A 16,083-nucleotide genomic window follows, 5' to 3' on the forward strand; every position below is an offset into this window, starting at 1 on the left:
AGTGTGTATGAAGGTGGCCGCCAAGTGGGCAGCGGGCCTGGTCGTGCTGGCGCTGAGCGGGCCGGGCTGGTGCGCGAAGAAAGTCGACCTGGATTACCACGTCAAGCTGTTGCCCCAAAGCCAGCAGGCCGAGGTGCGCGTCAGCCTGTCCCAAGGCGCGGCGGTGCGCAGCCTGAACTTCGACCTGGGCCGCGACGGTGACTACAGCGACTTCAAGGCCGATGGCCAGTGGCAAATCACGGGCAACCGTGGCCTGTGGCAACCCAGTGCCGACAAGGCCAGCCTGACCTACCGGGTGCGCCTGGCCCATGCGCGCAAGCCCGGCGTGTATGACACACGCATCACGCCCGGCTGGGCGTTACTGCGCGGCGAAGACCTGGTGCCGGCCGCCCGTCTCGACCAGCAAGACGGCGTCGAACTGGTCTCACGCCTGATGTTTGAACTGCCGACGGGTTGGAAGAGCGTCGAAACCGCCTGGCCGCGCATCGGCCAGAACAAATTCCGCATCGACAACGTGTCCCGCCTGTTCGACCGCCCCACCGGCTGGATGCTGGCGGGCAACCTCGGCAGCCGCCGCCTGCGCCTGGGTGATACCGACGTCACCGTGGCCTCGCCCAAGGGCCAGGGGATGCGCCGCATGGACGTGCTGACGTTACTGACGTTTGTCTGGCCCCAGGTGGAGGCCGCGTTCCCGCGCCATCCTGGCAAACTGTTGATTGTCGGTGCCAGTGACCCGATGCGGCGGGGCGCTTATTCGTTACGCGATTCGATCTACCTCAACAGCCGCACGCCGCTGGTTGGCGAAAATGGCAGCAGCCCGTTGCTGCGCGAAGTGGTGCAGGCCATCGGGCGCTTTAATGACCACGACAGCAGTGACTGGATCAGCGAGGGCTTGGGCGAGTACTACGCAATCGAGTTGATGCGGCGTGCCGGCGGTATTACCGATGAGCGCTATGCGGCGATCCAGGCACGGCTGACCAAAGAAGGCAAAGACGTCAGCACCCTCAAAGGCGAGCACGTCAACGGCGCGACGCTGGCGCGTTCGGTGGTGGTATTGCAGGAACTGGACCGTGAGATCCGCGTGAAGACCCACAACAAGCGCTCCCTGGACGATCTGGCGCAGGCAGTGATGCGGGTGAACAGCATCAACACCAAAGAGTTCGTGCAGTTGGCCGAGAGTGTGATGGGTGAGTCTTCGGTGGTACTGGACTCCAAATTACTGCGCTGAGCAACAAAACTGTGGGAGCAAGCCAGCTCCCACATTTTAGATCTTCACAGTCTTGAAGACAGGGATCAGGCTTTAGGTTTCACCGCCTTTTCAGCCGCCACTTCAGCCTTGGTCTTCAGGTTCTTCAACTCTTCCCCGGCGCGCTCGATTTTCGTGCGCACGCTGTTCATTTCCTGGCGGCCCTGTTCCAGTTTGTCCTTGAGCGAACTGTGCCCGGTAAAGCCACGGGCCAGTGCCACGCCACCAATCGCCACCTGGATCAAGCCGAAAATCCCACCACGGCGCAAGCCTTTACCCACCATCATTACCCCGCCGGCCACCGAGCCGATGCGCTCCCAGCCATGCACGTTCTGGGTGGGTTGAGGCTTCAACGGTGTGGCTTCGATGATAGGTCGCAAGGTTTTGCTGTCGCTCATGATCAGTCTCCAACAAGGGCAAGTGTTACTAGCTGACTGCGCGCATGTGCCGGATGTTCCCGCAATGTCAGTACTTGGGGCCCGAACGGGTGTTGTTGCCCTTGGCCAGGCGGTCATAGAGCACCACGTTGACCGTGGCCGCCAGGTTCATGCAGCCGGTGGTGGGGATATACACCACGTCCTCGCACCAGTCGCGGATCTCTTTGTCCAGGGAGCCGTCTTCGGGGCCGAAGATATACAGCGCGCGGTCGGGGTGGGTGTATTCAGGCAACGGGCGGGCGCCGTCGACCAATTCCACGGCGACCGGGATGCAGCCTAAGGGCAGGATCTTTTTCAGGTCGTCGATGCCGATCAGCGGGATATCGTGGTGCACTTTCTTGGTGTCGGTGATGAAATCCCGGGCGCGCTCGTAACGCACGCCGGTGTAGAACACCGAGGCCACGCCGTAACAGCCGGCGGCACGCATCACCGAGCCGACGTTTTCGGGGGATTTGGGGTTGTACAGACCGATGCAACTGTAGCGTTTATTGCCCACGGGGAAGGGTGCCTTGAGAAAAACGGCGATTATACGGCCTGGGGGGATGCAGTGCTTGGACGATCGTCATCGCGGGCAAGCCCGGCTCCCACCGGGAAATGCATTCCTACTGTGGGAGCTGGCTTGCCTGCGATGAGGCCGGAACAGGCAAAGAAAAGCTTCAGTCGTCCTTCTTCATCAACCCCGCCAACGCCGCAAACGGGTTGTGCGTCGCCTTGGCAATGCTCGGGCTGCTGGTGGAGCCTTCGCCGAAGTACTGCTGGTCGGTGTAGCGCGAGTGTTCGTTGTCGTGGCAGTACAGGCACAGCAACTCCCAGTTGGAACCGTCCTGGGGGTTGTCATCATGGTTGTGGTTGCGGTGGTGAACGGTCAGTTCACTCAAGCGCTTGCCGGCAAATTCACGGGCGCAGCGGCCACACACGTGGGGGTACATCTTCAAGGCTTTATCGCGGTAGCCCATTTCGCGGTCGCGCTGGGCATCGGCAAGGATGCGGTCCAGCTTGGCGGTGTGGGAGGGCGGGTTGTTCGAGCTCATCATGGCTCCTGGCTATTATTGGGTGGTTCACGGACAAGGTTGATTCTAGCTGCTCCCACAGGGGATTGGCGCGATTGAATCAACCGCGATCAGCCCTTGAGCTTCTCTGCAATCCAGATGGTATGCCGCGTACCCTTGTTGCCATGGGCAAATACTTGCACTTCTTCGGCCTTGAAGCCGGCCTTGCGCAGTTTGTCACTGAACAGCTTGTCGGCGCTGGCCGACCACACGGCCAGCACGCCCTTGGGGCGCAGGGCCTTGGCACACGCGGCCAGGCCACTGGCCGAGTACAACCAACTGTTAGCCTTTTGCGTGAGCCCTTCAGGGCCGTTGTCGACGTCGAGCATGATCGCGTCAAAGCCTTGGGGCTCGGCCTGCAGTACCTTGGCCACGTCTTCCTGGCGGACCACGGTGCGCGGGTCCAGCAGCGGGCGTCCGGATTTCTCCCCCAGCGGCCCCCGGTTCCACTCCACGACGCCGGGCACCAGTTCGGCCACCACCACTTCGGCGCTCTTGCCCAAATGCTTGAGCGCCGCGGCCAGGGTAAAGCCCATGCCCAGGCCGCCGATCAGCACCCGCGAACCCGGGCGCCCGGCCACTTTGCGGCAGGGAATCTCCGCCAGGGCATCTTCGGAGCCGTGCATGCGCGTGTTCATCAACTGGCCACCGTCACCGCCCTGGATCTTGATGACAAAGTCCTCGCCGTATTCGAACAGGCACAAGGCGCCGCCGTTGTCGGGGATTGGGGTGGTGTCCAGCAGAACGAAACGTTTCATGGAAATCTCATTGGGAAGGGCATTCTTGCGCGGTTGGGAGTAGCCTTAGGGCATTCCGGTCAGGCCATGGAGCCATCGATGAAGTGCAGCATTCTAACGGTCATTGTGTTGAGCGCGCTCGCATTGGGTACCGCGCAGGCTCAGGAGTTACAAACCGTACCGGTCGCGCCCGCGCCAACCCCAGGCGCGCCGGGCACGCCAACGCCCACGTTGTACCCGCAAGTCACGCCGCCCGTTGCGCCCAAGACCCATAATGGCTCGCCACCGCTGGCGCCCATCGTGCTGCCGGCGCCGCCCAAGGACCAGACGGTCCCTGGCCTGCAGCAAAACGACAGCAAGCCGAAAACGCCGGGCGGTTAGACCAGACCGAGGGCCTTGAACACAAAGGCATATTCGAGGGCCACGTCACGTAAGCCCTGATAGCGCCCGCTCATGCCGCCATGGCCGGCACCCAGCTCGGTCTTGAGCAGCAGCAGGTTGTCGTCTGTCTTGGTATCCCGCAGCTTGGCCACCCACTTGGCGGCTTCCCAGTACTGCACGCGGCTGTCGTTATAGCCGGCGATCACCAGCGTGGCCGGGTAAGCCTGGGCACGGACGTTCTCGTAGGGCGCGTAGGCCTTGATGCGCGCATACACTTCGGGTTCCTCGGGGTTGCCCCATTCGTCGTACTCGGTGATGGTCAGCGGCAGTTCCGGGTCGAGCATGGTATTGAGCACATCGACGAACGGCACTTCCGCAATCGCCGCCTGGAACAATTCCGGACGCTGGTTGAGCACCGCGCCGATCAGCAGGCCGCCGGCACTGCCGCCGCTGATCGCCAGTTGTGGGGAGGTGGTCAGGCCCTCGGCGATCAAATGTTCGGCGCAGGCGATAAAGTCGCTGAAGGTGTTCTGCTTGTGTTCCTGCTTGCCGCTGCGATACCAGGCCTCACCCAGCTCACCGCCGCCGCGCACATGGGCGATGGCAAACGCCACCCCGCGGTCGAGCAAGCTCAGGCGCGCATGGGAGAACCACGGGTCCAGGCTTGAGCCGTAGGCACCGTAGCCATACAGGTACAGGGGCGTCGGCTTGCCGAGCTGGTCACGCTTGACCACCAGGCTGATGGGTACCTGGGTGCCATCGGCAGAAGTGGCCCACAGGCGTTGGCTGACGTAATCGTCGGCGTTGAAGACGCCCAGCACCGGGGTTTCCTTGAGCACGACCTGCGCGCCTGTCGCCAGCTCGAGCTGGCGCACTTGGGCCGGGCGATTCAAGGCCTCATAGCGCAGGCGGATCTTGTCGCTGGGAAACTCGAGGCTGTTCTGTACGTAGAGGCTGTAGGCGGCGTCAGGCAATTGCACCCGATAGGCCGGCACGTTCTCGGGGTGTACTTCGATAACCGGCAGGCCACCAATGCGCAGGCTCAAGGTCATGGCGTTGGCGTTCAGGCTCACGCCGTCGAGCATGACCTCGTCGCTGTGGGGGATCAGGTTCTGCCAGTCGGCTTCGGTGGGCGGCGTGCCGGTGTCGGCGGCCACGTACAGCGCATGGTTGATGCCGTCGCGGTTGCTGCGGATAAACCAGGTCCACTGGCCATTGCGCTTGCCGTGGTCGACGTCGTATTCGTGGTCTTCGACCCGTGGCGCCAGGCAGGTGAAGGCCAGGTGCGGTTGCTCGGCGTCCAGCGCCCAGACTTCGCTGGTGGTCTTGCTGCCCAGGGCCAGCAACAGTTGGCGCTCGGAGCTTGAGCGGTAGCAATGCAGGAAAAAACGGCCGTCGGGCTCGTGGAACACTTCCTGCGCGGCGGTGCCGTCCAGGCGATAGCGATACAGTTTGTGCGGGCGATGGGTGTCGTCCAGCTCACCGAAAAACAGGGTCAGGCTGTCATTGGCCCAGGTCATGCTGCCATCGCAGTTGTCGAACGCCAGTTCGCTGACCTTGTCGGTCGCCAATTCCTTCACGAACAGGGTGTAAATCTCTTCGCCGCTGGTATCGAGGCTGTAGGCCAGGCGTTGGTGATCGGGGCTGATGCTGAACGCGCCCAGGGAGAAAAAGCCGCCATTGGCCAGCACGTTCGGGTCCAGCAACAGTTCTTCGCTGCTGGCGTCCACCTGGTTGCTGTCATCGGCCGGGCGGCGGCAGCGGTAGTGGCGGGCGTACTCGTCACCGGCGGTGGTGCGGGTGTAATACAGATACGGGCCCCAAGGGGAGGGCAGGGACAGGTCGGTTTCCAGAATGCGGCCCTTGATCTCGTCGAACAGGGTCTCGCGCAACGCCTGCTGGTCGGCGAGTTGGGCTTCCTGCCAGGCGTTTTCGGCCTTGAGGTAGTCGAGTACCTCAGGGTTGTCGCGTTCTTGCAGCCAGGCGTACGGGTCTGGGCCTGGGGCCTTGCGGGCAATCGGTGCGGTGGAAATAGGCATGGATAATTCCCTATCTGGCAGACGGTGGCAGGCATTGCAGCCGCGACACGCAAAAGCCGTTATCATAGCCGCCTGTTTGCCAACCTTGCCATGGACACCATGACCGAGAACGACTATCTGACCGCTTGGGGCCTTTACGCCTTCGCCGCTTTGGGCTGCCTGTTGGTGTGGTGGCGCATGACCCGCTGGATCTGGCGCTGGCTGCGCGAGCCCCTGCAATTGCTGATGGCAGTGTTGCTGCTCAGCCCGACCATTGTCGACCCGGTCAAGACCCAGTTTGCGCCGGCCGTGGCCATTACTGCCCTGGACCTGGTGCTCAAGGTCGGCAACAACGCCTGGCGCGCCATTTCCGACCTGTTCATGTACACGATGATCGTGTTTGCCCTGTACATCGTGTTTGTGCTGATCCGCTGGCCCATCGAACGCGCCGCCAACGCTCGCCGTGAGCGCAAGGCGGCTGCGGATGCCGCCTTGGCCGCCGAACCGGAAGACGACGAACCGTTCCGTCGCCCGGCGCCTGCCGGTGGTATGCGGGTCGAACCGCGCCTTTAACGTTGTTTGCCCTGCAGCGAGAGCCCTGGCATGTGTGAATTATTGGGCATGAGTGCCAACGTCCCCACCGATATCGTGTTCAGCTTTACCGGGCTGATGCAGCGCGGTGGGCGCACTGGCCCGCATCGCGACGGTTGGGGCATTGCTTTCTATGAAGGCCGCGGCCTGCGCCTGTTCCAGGACCCGGCTGCCAGTAGCGAGTCGGAAGTCGCATTGCTGGTTCAGCGTTACCCCATCAAGAGCGAAGTGGTGATCGGCCATATCCGCCAGGCCAATGTGGGCAAGGTCAGCCTGGCCAATACCCATCCGTTCGTGCGCGAGCTGTGGGGGCGTAACTGGTGTTTTGCCCACAACGGCCAACTGGCAGACTTCGATCCCCGCGCCACCTTCTACCGCCCGGTGGGCGATACCGACAGCGAAGCGGCGTTCTGCGACTTGCTCAACCGTGTGCGCGAAGCCTTCCCCGAGCCGGTGGACATCGAACAGGTGCTGCCCGACCTGATCGCCGCCTGCGCCGAATACCGCAGCAAGGGCGTGTTCAACTGCCTGCTCAGCGACGGCGACTGGCTGTTCTGCTATTGCTCGACCAAGCTGGCACAGATCACCCGGCGTGCGCCTTTTGGCCCGGCGCGCTTGAAAGATGTCGACGTGATCGTCGATTTTCAGGCCGAAACCACCCCCAATGACGTGGTAACGGTGATCGCCACCGAGCCGTTGACCGACAACGAAAACTGGACCCGCTACGAACCGGGCCAATGGAGCCTGTGGCGACGCGGTGAATGTGTCAGCCAGGGCGTTACCAAGTAAGGAATCGAGCATGTTGCTTAGCTATCTGCGGTTGGTGCTGTTTGCCGTTGGCTTGTTGGTCGGCGTGCAGGTGCCGGGGTTTATCAATGACTACGCCAAGCGCGTCGAAGCCCACTTGATCGAGGCCCAGACCGGCTTGCGCGGTTTCGAGTCCACGGCGCAGCAGTTCTTCAACGGTGATATGCAAGCCTTGGTGGCGCATTACCGCGCCAGCGATGACCCGGTATTCCAGAGCGACGCCAGCAGCCTGGGCGCCATGCTCGACCGCCAGCTCGAGCTGGACAAGCAATTCCAGGCCATGCAGGGTCCGTGGTACATCCGCGCCCTGCAAGTGGCCGTGGCTGCCGACCCGGATATCCGTTCGGAGACCTGGAATGGCTACAGCTACCAGATTCTGCTGACGCCTGAAGCCATGGGCTGGGGCCTGGGCGGGGCGATGCTGTTGTCGTTCGGCATCGAGTGCCTGTACCGCTTGATCGACTGGGTGGTGCTGGGTGGCCGGCGCCTGCGCCAGAGCCGGCCCATCGAAGAACGGGACCTCAAGGGCCTCTAACGACCCACTGATCGTTCCCACGCTCCGCGTGGGAATGCTTTTTCTGACGCTCCGCGTCGCGCGTGAGGGCGCAGAGCGCCCTGTGCTGCATTCCCACGCAGAGCGTGGGAACGATCAGTCGGGTTTATTCAGTTGCATGCGTTCTGCACCTACTTGCTCGGCATAGCGGGCAACGACTTTCTGGCACAACCCCACAATCTCCTCCACCAACTCCACCCCCACACGCCACGACACCACCACCTGCAAGTTCGGCAGACGCTGGGCCATGGGCAGCATGACCAATTCCCCTCGCTCCAGTTCTTCGCTCACCAGCACCGGCGGCAGTGCGCCGATGCCGAAGCCATCGCGCAGCAACCGGGTAATCGCCGACACCGAGTTCACGCAGTTCATGCGCGGTGCGGCCACGCCATTGGCCTGCATCAAACTCAATACGTCCTGATGCGGGTGGGAGTTTTTCGAGTAAGTGATGATGCGCTCCTGGGCCAGCTCGGCGAGGGAGGCGTAGTCACGGTTGTAAATCGACTGGCTGGCCACGATCCAGGCCATGGGGTGGCTGGCCAGTTCCAGGCTGCGCACGGTTTCCAGGCGCAGCAGGTCGGTTTGCAGGATCAGGTCGAGGAAACCTTTTTGCAGTTGATCGCTGAGGTTCAGCGCAGTGTCGGCGACCAGCTCGATTTCCACCAGTGGGTACAGCTTCATCAGCTCAGCAACCAGCGGGCTTAGCCAGGTGTGGATCACCGTGTCCATTGCGCCGATCCGAATGCGCCCAACCTTGCTGCTGGTGGTCTCCAGGGACTGCTTCAAGCCCTGCATGGTCACCATCATCTGCTCGGCATAGTCGAGCACTTTCAAACCTTCCGGGGTCAGGCTCACGCCACGCGAATCACGCAGGAAAAGTTTCACCCCCAGCTCGCTTTCCAGCACCGCGATGCGGCTGGAGATCGAGGCCTGGGTGGTGAACAGCTTCTCGGCCGTGAGCCGGAAGCTCTTGAGCTTGGCCACCCAGACGAAGGTTTCGAGGAACTTCAAATTCATGGGATCAACTTTTTCTTATGCATGGATCGGTTTTTATTAGTTGGACGTCGCACCGGGCAAGCGCCAAAAATCGAGCTATTCCACGATAAGCGTCGTTGGGGTGTCAGGACAAGTTGCGAGTTCTGCGTAAAAAATCCCACACTACAAGAAAACAAAGCCTACAGGAGCGACCCCCGTGAGCCGCCTGCTACTGAACTGCGACATCGGCGAAAGCTTTGGCAACTGGACCATGGGTCTGGACGCCGAAGTCATGCCGTTCATTGATTGCGCCAACGTGGCTTGCGGTTTCCATGCCGGCGACCCGAGCATCATGCGCAAGACCGTCAGCCTGGCGTTCAAGCACGGCGTGCAAGTGGGCGCTCATCCGGCCTACCAGGACCTGCAAGGCTTCGGCCGGCGCTCCATGAACTACACGCCGCAGGAAATTCAGGACCTGTTGCACTACCAGATCGGTGCGCTGGACGGCATCTGCCGCGCCCAGGGCGGGCGCGTCAGCTATGTGAAACCCCACGGCGCGATGTACAACGACATGATGGCCAACCCCGCGCAGTTGCGTGCGGTGATCCAGGCCGTGGCCGCTTACGGCGACCTGCCGCTGATGCTGCTGGCCACCCGCGACAACCGCGCGGCCCAAGCCTTGGGCGACGAATACGGGGTGACCCTGTGGTTCGAAGCCTTCGCTGACCGTGCCTATGACAGTAACGGCCATCTGGTGTCTCGCCAACTGCCCGGCGCGGTGCATCACGACGCCGACACCATCGTGCAGCAGGCCCTGACCCTTTTCCGTGGCGAATCGCTGATTGCCAGCGACGGCAGCCCATTGGTGCTACAAGCCAATACCTTGTGTGTGCATGGCGACAACGCCAGTTCGGTCGCTGCCGTGCAGCGTATCCGCGAAGCGTTGAAAACAGCATGAACCCACGCATCGAAGTGGTGGCGATCGACTGCCTGATGGTGCGTCTGTTTGACGTGATCGCCGAAGCCAACATGCCGTGGATGCTCGCGGCTACCGAGCGCCTGCGCCACGGTTTTGGCCCGGCCTTGGTGGACCTGGTGCCGTCCTACACCACCTTGATGGTGCATTACGATCTCACGGCGCTGACCCCGGCCCAGGCCCGGGCGCTGATCGACCAGGCCCTCACCGATCTGCAACCCCAGGCGCAGGGCAGTGGCCAGTGCCATGTGCTGCCCGTGTGGTACGACCTGAGTGTCGGCCCGGAACTGAACTTGCTGTCCCAGCGCAGCGGGCTGGCCGTGGAGGAGGTGATCCGCCGCCACAGCGCCCACGAGTACCAAGTGTTCGCCCTCGGTTTTGCCCCAGGGTTTGCCTTTATGGGGCTGGTGGACGAGCTACTTGCCACGCCGCGCCTGAACACGCCGCGCAAACGCGTGGCTGCCGGCAGCGTCGGCATCGCCGAACGGCAAACCGCCGCGTACCCGGTGGTGTCCCCGGGCGGCTGGAACCTGATCGGCCGCACCCCGGCCAAACTGTTCGACCGGGAGCGCGACGGCTACAGCCTGATGCAACCCGGCGACACGGTGCGCTTCGCCTCGGTCAGCCACGCCGAATTCATCCACTTGGGTGGCGACGACACGCCGCTGGAGGCGCAGGCATGAGCCGCTTGATCATCGAGGCCAGCACGCCGCTGTGCCTGTTGCAGGACGCCGGTCGTTTTGGCGTACGCCACCTGGGCGTGACCCAGGGTGGCGCGCTGGATTGGGTGTCGATGTCCTGGGCCAACTGGCTGTTGGACAATGCCCTGGATGCGCCGGTGGTGGAGATCACCCTGGGGGGCTTTACCGTGCAGGCCGAGGATTATTGCCTGATGGCCTTGGCCGGTGCGGACCTGGGCGCCTATGTCGATGAGCGAGCGATAAGCCCCGGTCGCAGTTTTATCCTGCAAAAGGGCCAGCGACTGCGCTTCACCCAGCCGTTCACTGGGGCACGCGCTTATCTGGCCGCGCCCGGTGGCTTTGATGCGCAGGCTGTACTGGGCAGTTGTGCCACGGTCGTGCGCGAAGCGTTGGGCGGGGTGGACGGTTGCGGCAAGGCACTGGCCGAAGGCGGGCGTTTGGCGTATTCCGGTACGGGCGGTGCAATGAAGGTGCTGGCCAACCCGGATGTGCAATCCGCTGCATCACTGGACGTGATCATCGGCGCGCAGATAGGCCAGTTCAGCGGGCAGAGCCTGTTCGATGCTTTCAACACCGAATGGGCTCTGGACAGCCGTGCAGACCGCATGGGCATGCGCTTGCTCGGCACGCCGTTGCAGTATCAGGGGCCGTCGTTGATTTCCGAAGGGATTCCATTGGGCGCGATTCAGGTGCCCCCGGATGGGCAACCGATTGTGTTGCTCAATGACCGGCAGACGATCGGCGGTTACCCGCGGTTGGGCGCGTTGACACCTTTATCCTTGGCGCGGCTGGCGCAGTGTCTGCCGGGGGAGAAGGTGCGGTTGGCACCGGTGGTGCAGGAGGCTGCGCATCGGCAGCACATCAAGTTTTTGCAGCAGTTTGCCGATCGCTAAAAAGCATCGCAGGCAAGCCAGCTCCCACGGAGGAATGCATTCCAACTTTGAAATGCAGTCAACATGTGGGAGCTGGCTTGCCTGCGATGAGGCCGGTCAAAACACCGCCTATTTCGAGAGAAAGCGCATACCTTCTTCCAACCCGCGCAGCGTCAGCGGGTACATCTGATCCTCCACCAACTCGCGAACAATCCCCGTCGACGCTGTATAGCCCCAAGTGTCTTTTGGGTAGGGGTTAATCCAGATCAGCTTCTTGTACTTGGCCATGAAGCGCTGCATCCACACATACCCCGGCTCCTCGTTCCAATGCTCGACGCTGCCGCCGGCCTGAGTGATTTCATAGGGCGCCATGGCCGCATCGCCGATAAAGATCACTTTGTAGTCGGCGCCGTATTTGTGCAGCAGATCCTGGGTGGACGTGCGCTCCGAGGTGCGACGCTGGTTGTTCTTCCACACCGACTCGTACACAAAGTTATGGAAATAGAAGTACTCCAGGTGCTTGAACTCGGTCTTGCACGCGGAGAACAGCTCTTCGCAGATCTTCACGTGGGCATCCATCGAGCCGCCGATGTCGAACAGCAGCAACAGCTTGATGGTGTTACGCCGTTCGGGGCGCATCTGAATATTCAGCAAGCCGGCATCGCGAGCGGTGTGGTCGATGGTGCCATCGATATCCAGCTCTTCGGCCGCACCCTGGCGCGCAAACTTGCGCAGGCGGCGCAGGGCGATCTTGATGTTGCGCGTGCCCAGTTCCACCTGGTCGTCGAGGTTCTTGTACTCGCGCTGGTCCCAGACTTTCACCGCCTTGCCCTGGCGCTTGCCCGCGTCACCGACGCGAATGCCTTCTGGGTTGTAGCCGCCAGAACCAAAGGGGCTGGTGCCGCCGGTGCCGATCCATTTGTTGCCGCCGGCATGGCGTTCTTTCTGTTCTTCCAGGCGCTTCTTGAACTCTTCGATCAGTTTGTCCAGGCCACCGAGGGACTGGATCTGCGCACGTTCCTCATCGCTCAAGGAACGTTCGAATTCCTTGCGTAGCCATTCTTCGGGGATCAGCGCCTGCAGGTGGTCGTCGAGCTTTTCCAGGCCGTTGAAATAAGCGCCGAAGGCCCGGTCGAACTTGTCGAAATGCCGCTCGTCCTTGACCAGGATCGCCCGGGCCAAATAATAAAACTCGTCCATGTCGGCGAAGGTCACGCGCTGTTTCAGCGCGTTGATCAGGTCGAGCAGCTCGCGCACCGACACCGGCACCTTGGCGGCACGCATCTCATTGAACAGGTTGAGCAGCATCAGCGATTACCGCGACGGCTCATGAACGCCAGACGCTCCAGCAACTGCACGTCTTGCTCGTTCTTCACCAAGGCGCCGGCCAGGGGAGGGATGGCCTTGGTCGGGTCGCGCTCGCGCAGCACCGCTTCGCCAATATTGTCGGCCATCAGCAGCTTGAGCCAGTCGACCAGCTCGGAGGTGGAAGGTTTTTTCTTCAGGCCCGGCACCTTGCGCACATCGAAGAACACGTCCAGCGCTTCGCTGACCAGGTCTTTCTTGATGTCCGGGTAGTGCACATCCACGATTTTTTGCAGGGTGGTGCGGTCGGGGAAGGCGATGTAGTGGAAGAAGCAGCGGCGCAGGAACGCGTCCGGCAGCTCTTTTTCGTTGTTGGAGGTAATGATGATGATCGGGCGCTTCTTGGCCTTGATGGTCTCGTCGATTTCATAGACGTAGAACTCCATCTTGTCGAGTTCTTGCAGCAGGTCGTTGGGGAACTCGATGTCGGCCTTGTCGATTTCATCGATCAGCAGGATCACCCGCTCTTCGGACTCGAAGGCTTCCCACAGCTTGCCCTTCTTCAGGTAGTTGCGCACGTCGTGCACCTTGTCCACGCCCAGTTGCGAGTCGCGCAGGCGGCTGACCGCGTCGTACTCGTACAGGCCCTGGTGCGCCTTGGTGGTGGACTTGATGTGCCAGGTGATCAACCTGGCACCGAAGGATTCGGCCAGTTGCTCGGCAAGCATGGTCTTGCCGGTGCCCGGTTCGCCCTTGACCAGCAGCGGCCGCTCCAGGGTGATGGCGGCGTTGACGGCCAGTTTCAGGTCATCGGTAGCCACATAGGCCTGGGTGCCTTCGAACTTCATCGGTCATTCCTCGGATTCATCAATGGCCCGACTATACCCCTCAGCCCCGGCGACTGTGAACGCAGACGGGGCATTCAGTCTCTGAATGGCGGGTCACATCAGCCTTGGCCCATGCAGGAAGTGTGGGAGCTGGCTTGCCTGCGATGGCGGTGTATCAGTGACAGATGAGTTGGCTGATCGGCTCCCACAGGGTTAATCAGCGCTGGGCTTGGGCTGTTCGTAACGAGCATTGAACGCCTGGATGAACCCATTGCGCAGAATCGCGATCACCGCAGAAAACGCACTGACATTTTGCTGATGCACGCTACCGCTCAGCTCCACACGGGTGGCGAACTGGTTTTTACGCTGGTTTTTCAGCACGGTTTCGCTGGCGCCCACCACGGCTTCCCAGATTGAGCGGAAGATATTCTTGTCCTGGTTTTCAACGTCTTGTTGCCAATCGAACACCTCCACATCACGCAGCAGTGGCTTGATGTAGCCGGTGAGCCGGCCATTTTCAGCCTGGGCTTCGATCACCACATCACCCGTGCCTGCCTTGAAGTCGAACTTGCCATAGGCCGATGCAAAGTCGTTCATGCGTTTGAGTTGCAGGTCGCGGGCGCGGAAGCGGAACTCGAACTCTTCGAAATCGCTCAGCGGGTCAAAGGTGGCGTTGGCTTCCAGGGGCGCCTGGCCTTGCAGCAGTGCCTTGCCTTCAAAGCGTGCATCACGCTTGCCTTTGACATCCACCACATTGGTCAGGTTATAGAAGCTGGCGTTGACCCCGGTGGCGTTGATATTCACCTGAGGCTTGGAGCTGAAGTTATGGAAGGCGATCTCGCCGTCTTCGATGCGTACTTCATTGAGGGTAATCGGCAGCAGCTTGCGCAGTTGTTCCTGCCAGTCGGTGCCTTTACCGGTCTGGGACGCCTGTTTGTTGGCACCGCCATCGACGAAGTTGATCTGGGGGCGTACAAAATGCCCCTCGGCCACGACGGCATGGTCGTACCAGAGTGAATGCCAGCTCACGGCGAACTCGATCAGCGGCGCCTTGACGAACGGTACCGGGACCTTGCCGTCCACCTTGACGATTTGCAGGCCGTTGATCCGGTAGGCGCCGCGCCATAGCGCCAGATCCACATCGGCAATCTCGCCACGGTAATCGCCCATGTTGGCGAGTTTGTCGTTCAGGTAGTTGCGTACCAGGTAGGGCAGCGCGATGTGCACGGCAATCAGGACCAGCACCAGAGCGGCGATTGTCCCTAACGGCCAACTGTAGCGACGTTTCATTGGGCAGTTCTCCTAGCTTGTAGGAGATTGACTGTTCTGATCGTCGCAACGTTCCTCCTTCTGGACGCTTGGGAGCACGAGGCATACCCTTGGGGCCTTCCAAAGTCTCGACAACAGGAATCGCCATGAGCCGCATCTTCGCAGACAACGCGCACTCCATCGGCAACACGCCTCTGGTTCAGATCAACCGCATCGCACCGCGGGGCGTGACGATCCTGGCCAAGATCGAAGGGCGTAACCCCGGCTATTCGGTGAAGTGCCGCATTGGCGCCAGCATGGTCTGGGATGCGGAAAGCAGCGGCAAACTCAAGCCGGGCATGACCATAGTCGAGCCGACTTCGGGCAACACCGGTATCGGCCTGGCATTTGTCGCCGCTGCCCGTGGCTACAAGTTGCTGCTGACCATGCCGTCGTCGATGAGCCTTGAACGCCGTAAAGTGCTCAAGGCTCTGGGCGCCGAACTGGTGCTGACCGAGCCGGCCAAGGGCATGAAGGGCGCCATCGATAAGGCCGCCGAGATCGTCGCCAGCGACCCGGCCACCTACTTTATGCCGGCCCAGTTCGATAACCCGGCAAACCCTGCGATCCACGAGAAAACCACCGGCCCGGAAATCTGGAACGACACCGATGGCGCCGTGGACGTGCTGGTGGCGGGCGTGGGAACCGGCGGCACCATCACCGGGGCATCGCGCTATATCAAGAACACCGCGGGCAAGCCGATCCTGTCGGTGGCTGTGGAACCCATGGTTTCGCCGGTGATCACCCAGGCCTTGGCGGGTGAAGAGATCAAGCCCAGCCCGCACAAGATCCAGGGGATCGGCGCCGGTTTTGTGCCGAAAAACCTCGACCTGTCGATGGTCGACCGCGTGGAGCTGGCGACCGACGAGGAGTCCAAGGCCATGGCCCGGCGCTTGATGCTGGAAGAGGGCATTCTGTGCGGGATCTCCTGTGGCGCCGCCATGGCGGTGGCCGTGCGCCTGGCCGAGAAGCCGGAAATGCAGGGCAAGACTATCGTGGTGATCTTGCCGGACTCCGGTGAGCGCTACCTGTCGAGCATGTTGTTCAGCGATTTGTTTACCGAGCAGGAAAACCAGGCCTGAATACTGTAGGAGCGAGCTTGCTCGCGAAAAACCTGAGAGCGCCACGTTGTGTCAGTAAGCCCTCGTTATCGTTGACGTTCTTCGCGAGCAAGCTCGCTCCTACAAGTGTTGATACAGGTCAGTCTGGTTTCCTGGGCCTTCTGCATAATGGCTCAAGTGTTTATCATGGCCGGCTGTTACGTCTGGTTTCCCATTGACGGAAATTTGCTGGCCAGGCG

The 16,083-nt window shown here is 61.6% G+C and carries 18 protein-coding genes and 1 pseudogene; 9 read left to right on the top strand and 10 right to left on the bottom strand.

Translation table 11 applies throughout. From position 1 onward, the window contains the following. Window positions 1-7: 7 nt before the first annotated feature. Window positions 8-1,228 carry a hypothetical protein gene (locus tag JMV15_RS03655; RefSeq protein ID WP_019818261.1) on the top strand — a complete coding sequence of 407 codons (1,221 nt, stop codon included), beginning with the start codon at window positions 8-10 and terminating at the stop codon, window positions 1,226-1,228. A 65-nt stretch (window positions 1,229-1,293) separates the two neighbouring features. On the opposite strand, the gene JMV15_RS03660 is transcribed toward JMV15_RS03655, so the two are convergent. The 4 genes from JMV15_RS03660 to JMV15_RS03675 form a co-directional block, all read right to left on the bottom strand. Next, window positions 1,294-1,644: a YgaP family membrane protein gene (locus tag JMV15_RS03660; protein ID WP_019818260.1), complete on the bottom strand. Its 351-nt coding sequence runs from the start codon at window positions 1,642-1,644 to the stop codon at window positions 1,294-1,296. A 67-nt stretch (window positions 1,645-1,711) separates the two neighbouring features. Further along, window positions 1,712-2,179, bottom strand: coding sequence for an RNA methyltransferase (locus JMV15_RS03665; RefSeq protein ID WP_014717486.1), 468 nt, complete (start codon window positions 2,177-2,179; stop codon window positions 1,712-1,714). A 160-nt stretch (window positions 2,180-2,339) separates the two neighbouring features. Further along, complete coding sequence (locus JMV15_RS03670; protein WP_014717487.1) at window positions 2,340-2,714, bottom strand: YajD family HNH nuclease; 375 nt, start codon at window positions 2,712-2,714, stop codon at window positions 2,340-2,342. Between the two features lie 89 nt (window positions 2,715-2,803). After that, window positions 2,804-3,490 carry a spermidine synthase gene (locus JMV15_RS03675; protein WP_003189610.1) on the bottom strand — a complete coding sequence of 229 codons (687 nt, stop codon included), beginning with the start codon at window positions 3,488-3,490 and terminating at the stop codon, window positions 2,804-2,806. Between the two features lie 78 nt (window positions 3,491-3,568). Between JMV15_RS03675 and JMV15_RS03680 the strand changes: the two genes are divergently transcribed. Beyond that, window positions 3,569-3,850, top strand: a complete 282-nt coding sequence (locus JMV15_RS03680) for a hypothetical protein (RefSeq protein ID WP_014717488.1) — start codon at window positions 3,569-3,571, stop codon at window positions 3,848-3,850. Here JMV15_RS03680 and JMV15_RS03685 read toward each other — a convergent pair. After that, a complete protein-coding gene (locus JMV15_RS03685; RefSeq protein ID WP_019818258.1) occupies window positions 3,847-5,889 on the bottom strand; it encodes a S9 family peptidase in 2,043 nt (680 codons plus the stop codon). The genes JMV15_RS03680 and JMV15_RS03685 overlap by 4 nt on opposite strands. 24 nt (window positions 5,890-5,913) lie before the next feature. On the opposite strand from JMV15_RS03685, the gene JMV15_RS03690 reads away from it, so the two are divergent. The 3 genes from JMV15_RS03690 to JMV15_RS03700 are packed head-to-tail and all read left to right on the top strand — an operon-like array spanning window position 5,914 to window position 7,801. Next, complete coding sequence (locus JMV15_RS03690) at window positions 5,914-6,441, top strand: hypothetical protein (protein WP_019818257.1); 528 nt, start codon at window positions 5,914-5,916, stop codon at window positions 6,439-6,441. A gap of 30 nt (window positions 6,442-6,471) precedes the next feature. Next, a complete protein-coding gene (locus tag JMV15_RS03695; protein ID WP_014717491.1) occupies window positions 6,472-7,248 on the top strand; it encodes a class II glutamine amidotransferase in 777 nt (258 codons plus the stop codon). A gap of 10 nt (window positions 7,249-7,258) precedes the next feature. Then, window positions 7,259-7,801, top strand: coding sequence for a DUF2937 family protein (locus tag JMV15_RS03700; RefSeq protein WP_014717492.1), 543 nt, complete (start codon window positions 7,259-7,261; stop codon window positions 7,799-7,801). A gap of 114 nt (window positions 7,802-7,915) precedes the next feature. On the opposite strand, the gene JMV15_RS03705 is transcribed toward JMV15_RS03700, so the two are convergent. After that, window positions 7,916-8,836 (bottom strand): LysR family transcriptional regulator, encoded by a 921-nt coding sequence (locus JMV15_RS03705; RefSeq protein WP_003189619.1) that lies wholly within the window; start codon window positions 8,834-8,836, stop codon window positions 7,916-7,918. Between the two features lie 175 nt (window positions 8,837-9,011). On the opposite strand from JMV15_RS03705, the gene JMV15_RS03710 reads away from it, so the two are divergent. Genes JMV15_RS03710 through JMV15_RS03720 form a run of 3 tightly spaced genes read left to right on the top strand, consistent with a single transcriptional unit; the run spans window position 9,012 to window position 11,364 of the window. Beyond that, complete coding sequence (locus JMV15_RS03710) at window positions 9,012-9,752, top strand: 5-oxoprolinase subunit PxpA (protein WP_014717493.1); 741 nt, start codon at window positions 9,012-9,014, stop codon at window positions 9,750-9,752. Then, window positions 9,749-10,453 carry a 5-oxoprolinase subunit PxpB gene (gene pxpB / locus JMV15_RS03715; protein ID WP_014717494.1) on the top strand — a complete coding sequence of 235 codons (705 nt, stop codon included), beginning with the start codon at window positions 9,749-9,751 and terminating at the stop codon, window positions 10,451-10,453. Before JMV15_RS03710 ends, pxpB begins: the two co-directional genes overlap by 4 nt. After that, window positions 10,450-11,364: a 5-oxoprolinase subunit C family protein gene (locus JMV15_RS03720; protein ID WP_019818254.1), complete on the top strand. Its 915-nt coding sequence runs from the start codon at window positions 10,450-10,452 to the stop codon at window positions 11,362-11,364. The genes pxpB and JMV15_RS03720 overlap by 4 nt, the downstream gene beginning before the upstream one ends. A gap of 108 nt (window positions 11,365-11,472) precedes the next feature. Here the strand turns inward: JMV15_RS03720 and JMV15_RS03725 are convergent, their stop codons facing one another. The 3 genes from JMV15_RS03725 to JMV15_RS03735 all read right to left on the bottom strand — a co-directional run bounded on the left by JMV15_RS03725 (window position 11,473) and on the right by JMV15_RS03735 (window position 14,765). Continuing rightward, window positions 11,473-12,651 (bottom strand): vWA domain-containing protein, encoded by a 1,179-nt coding sequence (locus tag JMV15_RS03725; RefSeq protein WP_003189625.1) that lies wholly within the window; start codon window positions 12,649-12,651, stop codon window positions 11,473-11,475. Then, the gene (locus tag JMV15_RS03730) at window positions 12,651-13,496 is read right to left on the bottom strand and encodes an AAA family ATPase (protein WP_003189627.1); all 846 of its coding nucleotides are present in this window, start codon (window positions 13,494-13,496) and stop codon (window positions 12,651-12,653) included. The genes JMV15_RS03725 and JMV15_RS03730 overlap by 1 nt, the downstream gene beginning before the upstream one ends. A 192-nt stretch (window positions 13,497-13,688) precedes the next feature. After that, entirely contained in the window at window positions 13,689-14,765 is a 1,077-nt protein-coding gene (locus tag JMV15_RS03735) for a DUF748 domain-containing protein (RefSeq protein ID WP_014717497.1), read from the bottom strand. 125 nt (window positions 14,766-14,890) lie between these two features. Between JMV15_RS03735 and cysK the strand changes: the two genes are divergently transcribed. Continuing rightward, window positions 14,891-15,865 carry a cysteine synthase A gene (gene cysK, locus JMV15_RS03740; protein WP_201491273.1) on the top strand — a complete coding sequence of 325 codons (975 nt, stop codon included), beginning with the start codon at window positions 14,891-14,893 and terminating at the stop codon, window positions 15,863-15,865. Here cysK and JMV15_RS28240 read toward each other — a convergent pair. After that, window positions 15,864-15,956: pseudogene (locus JMV15_RS28240) on the bottom strand (outer membrane lipoprotein carrier protein LolA); the annotation flags it as partial. The gene cysK and the pseudogene JMV15_RS28240 overlap by 2 nt on opposite strands. Window positions 15,957-16,083: the final 127 nt, after the last annotated feature.

The sequence above is a fragment of the Pseudomonas paracarnis genome, from assembly GCF_904063055.1.
GTDB lineage: Bacteria > Pseudomonadota > Gammaproteobacteria > Pseudomonadales > Pseudomonadaceae > Aquipseudomonas > Aquipseudomonas paracarnis.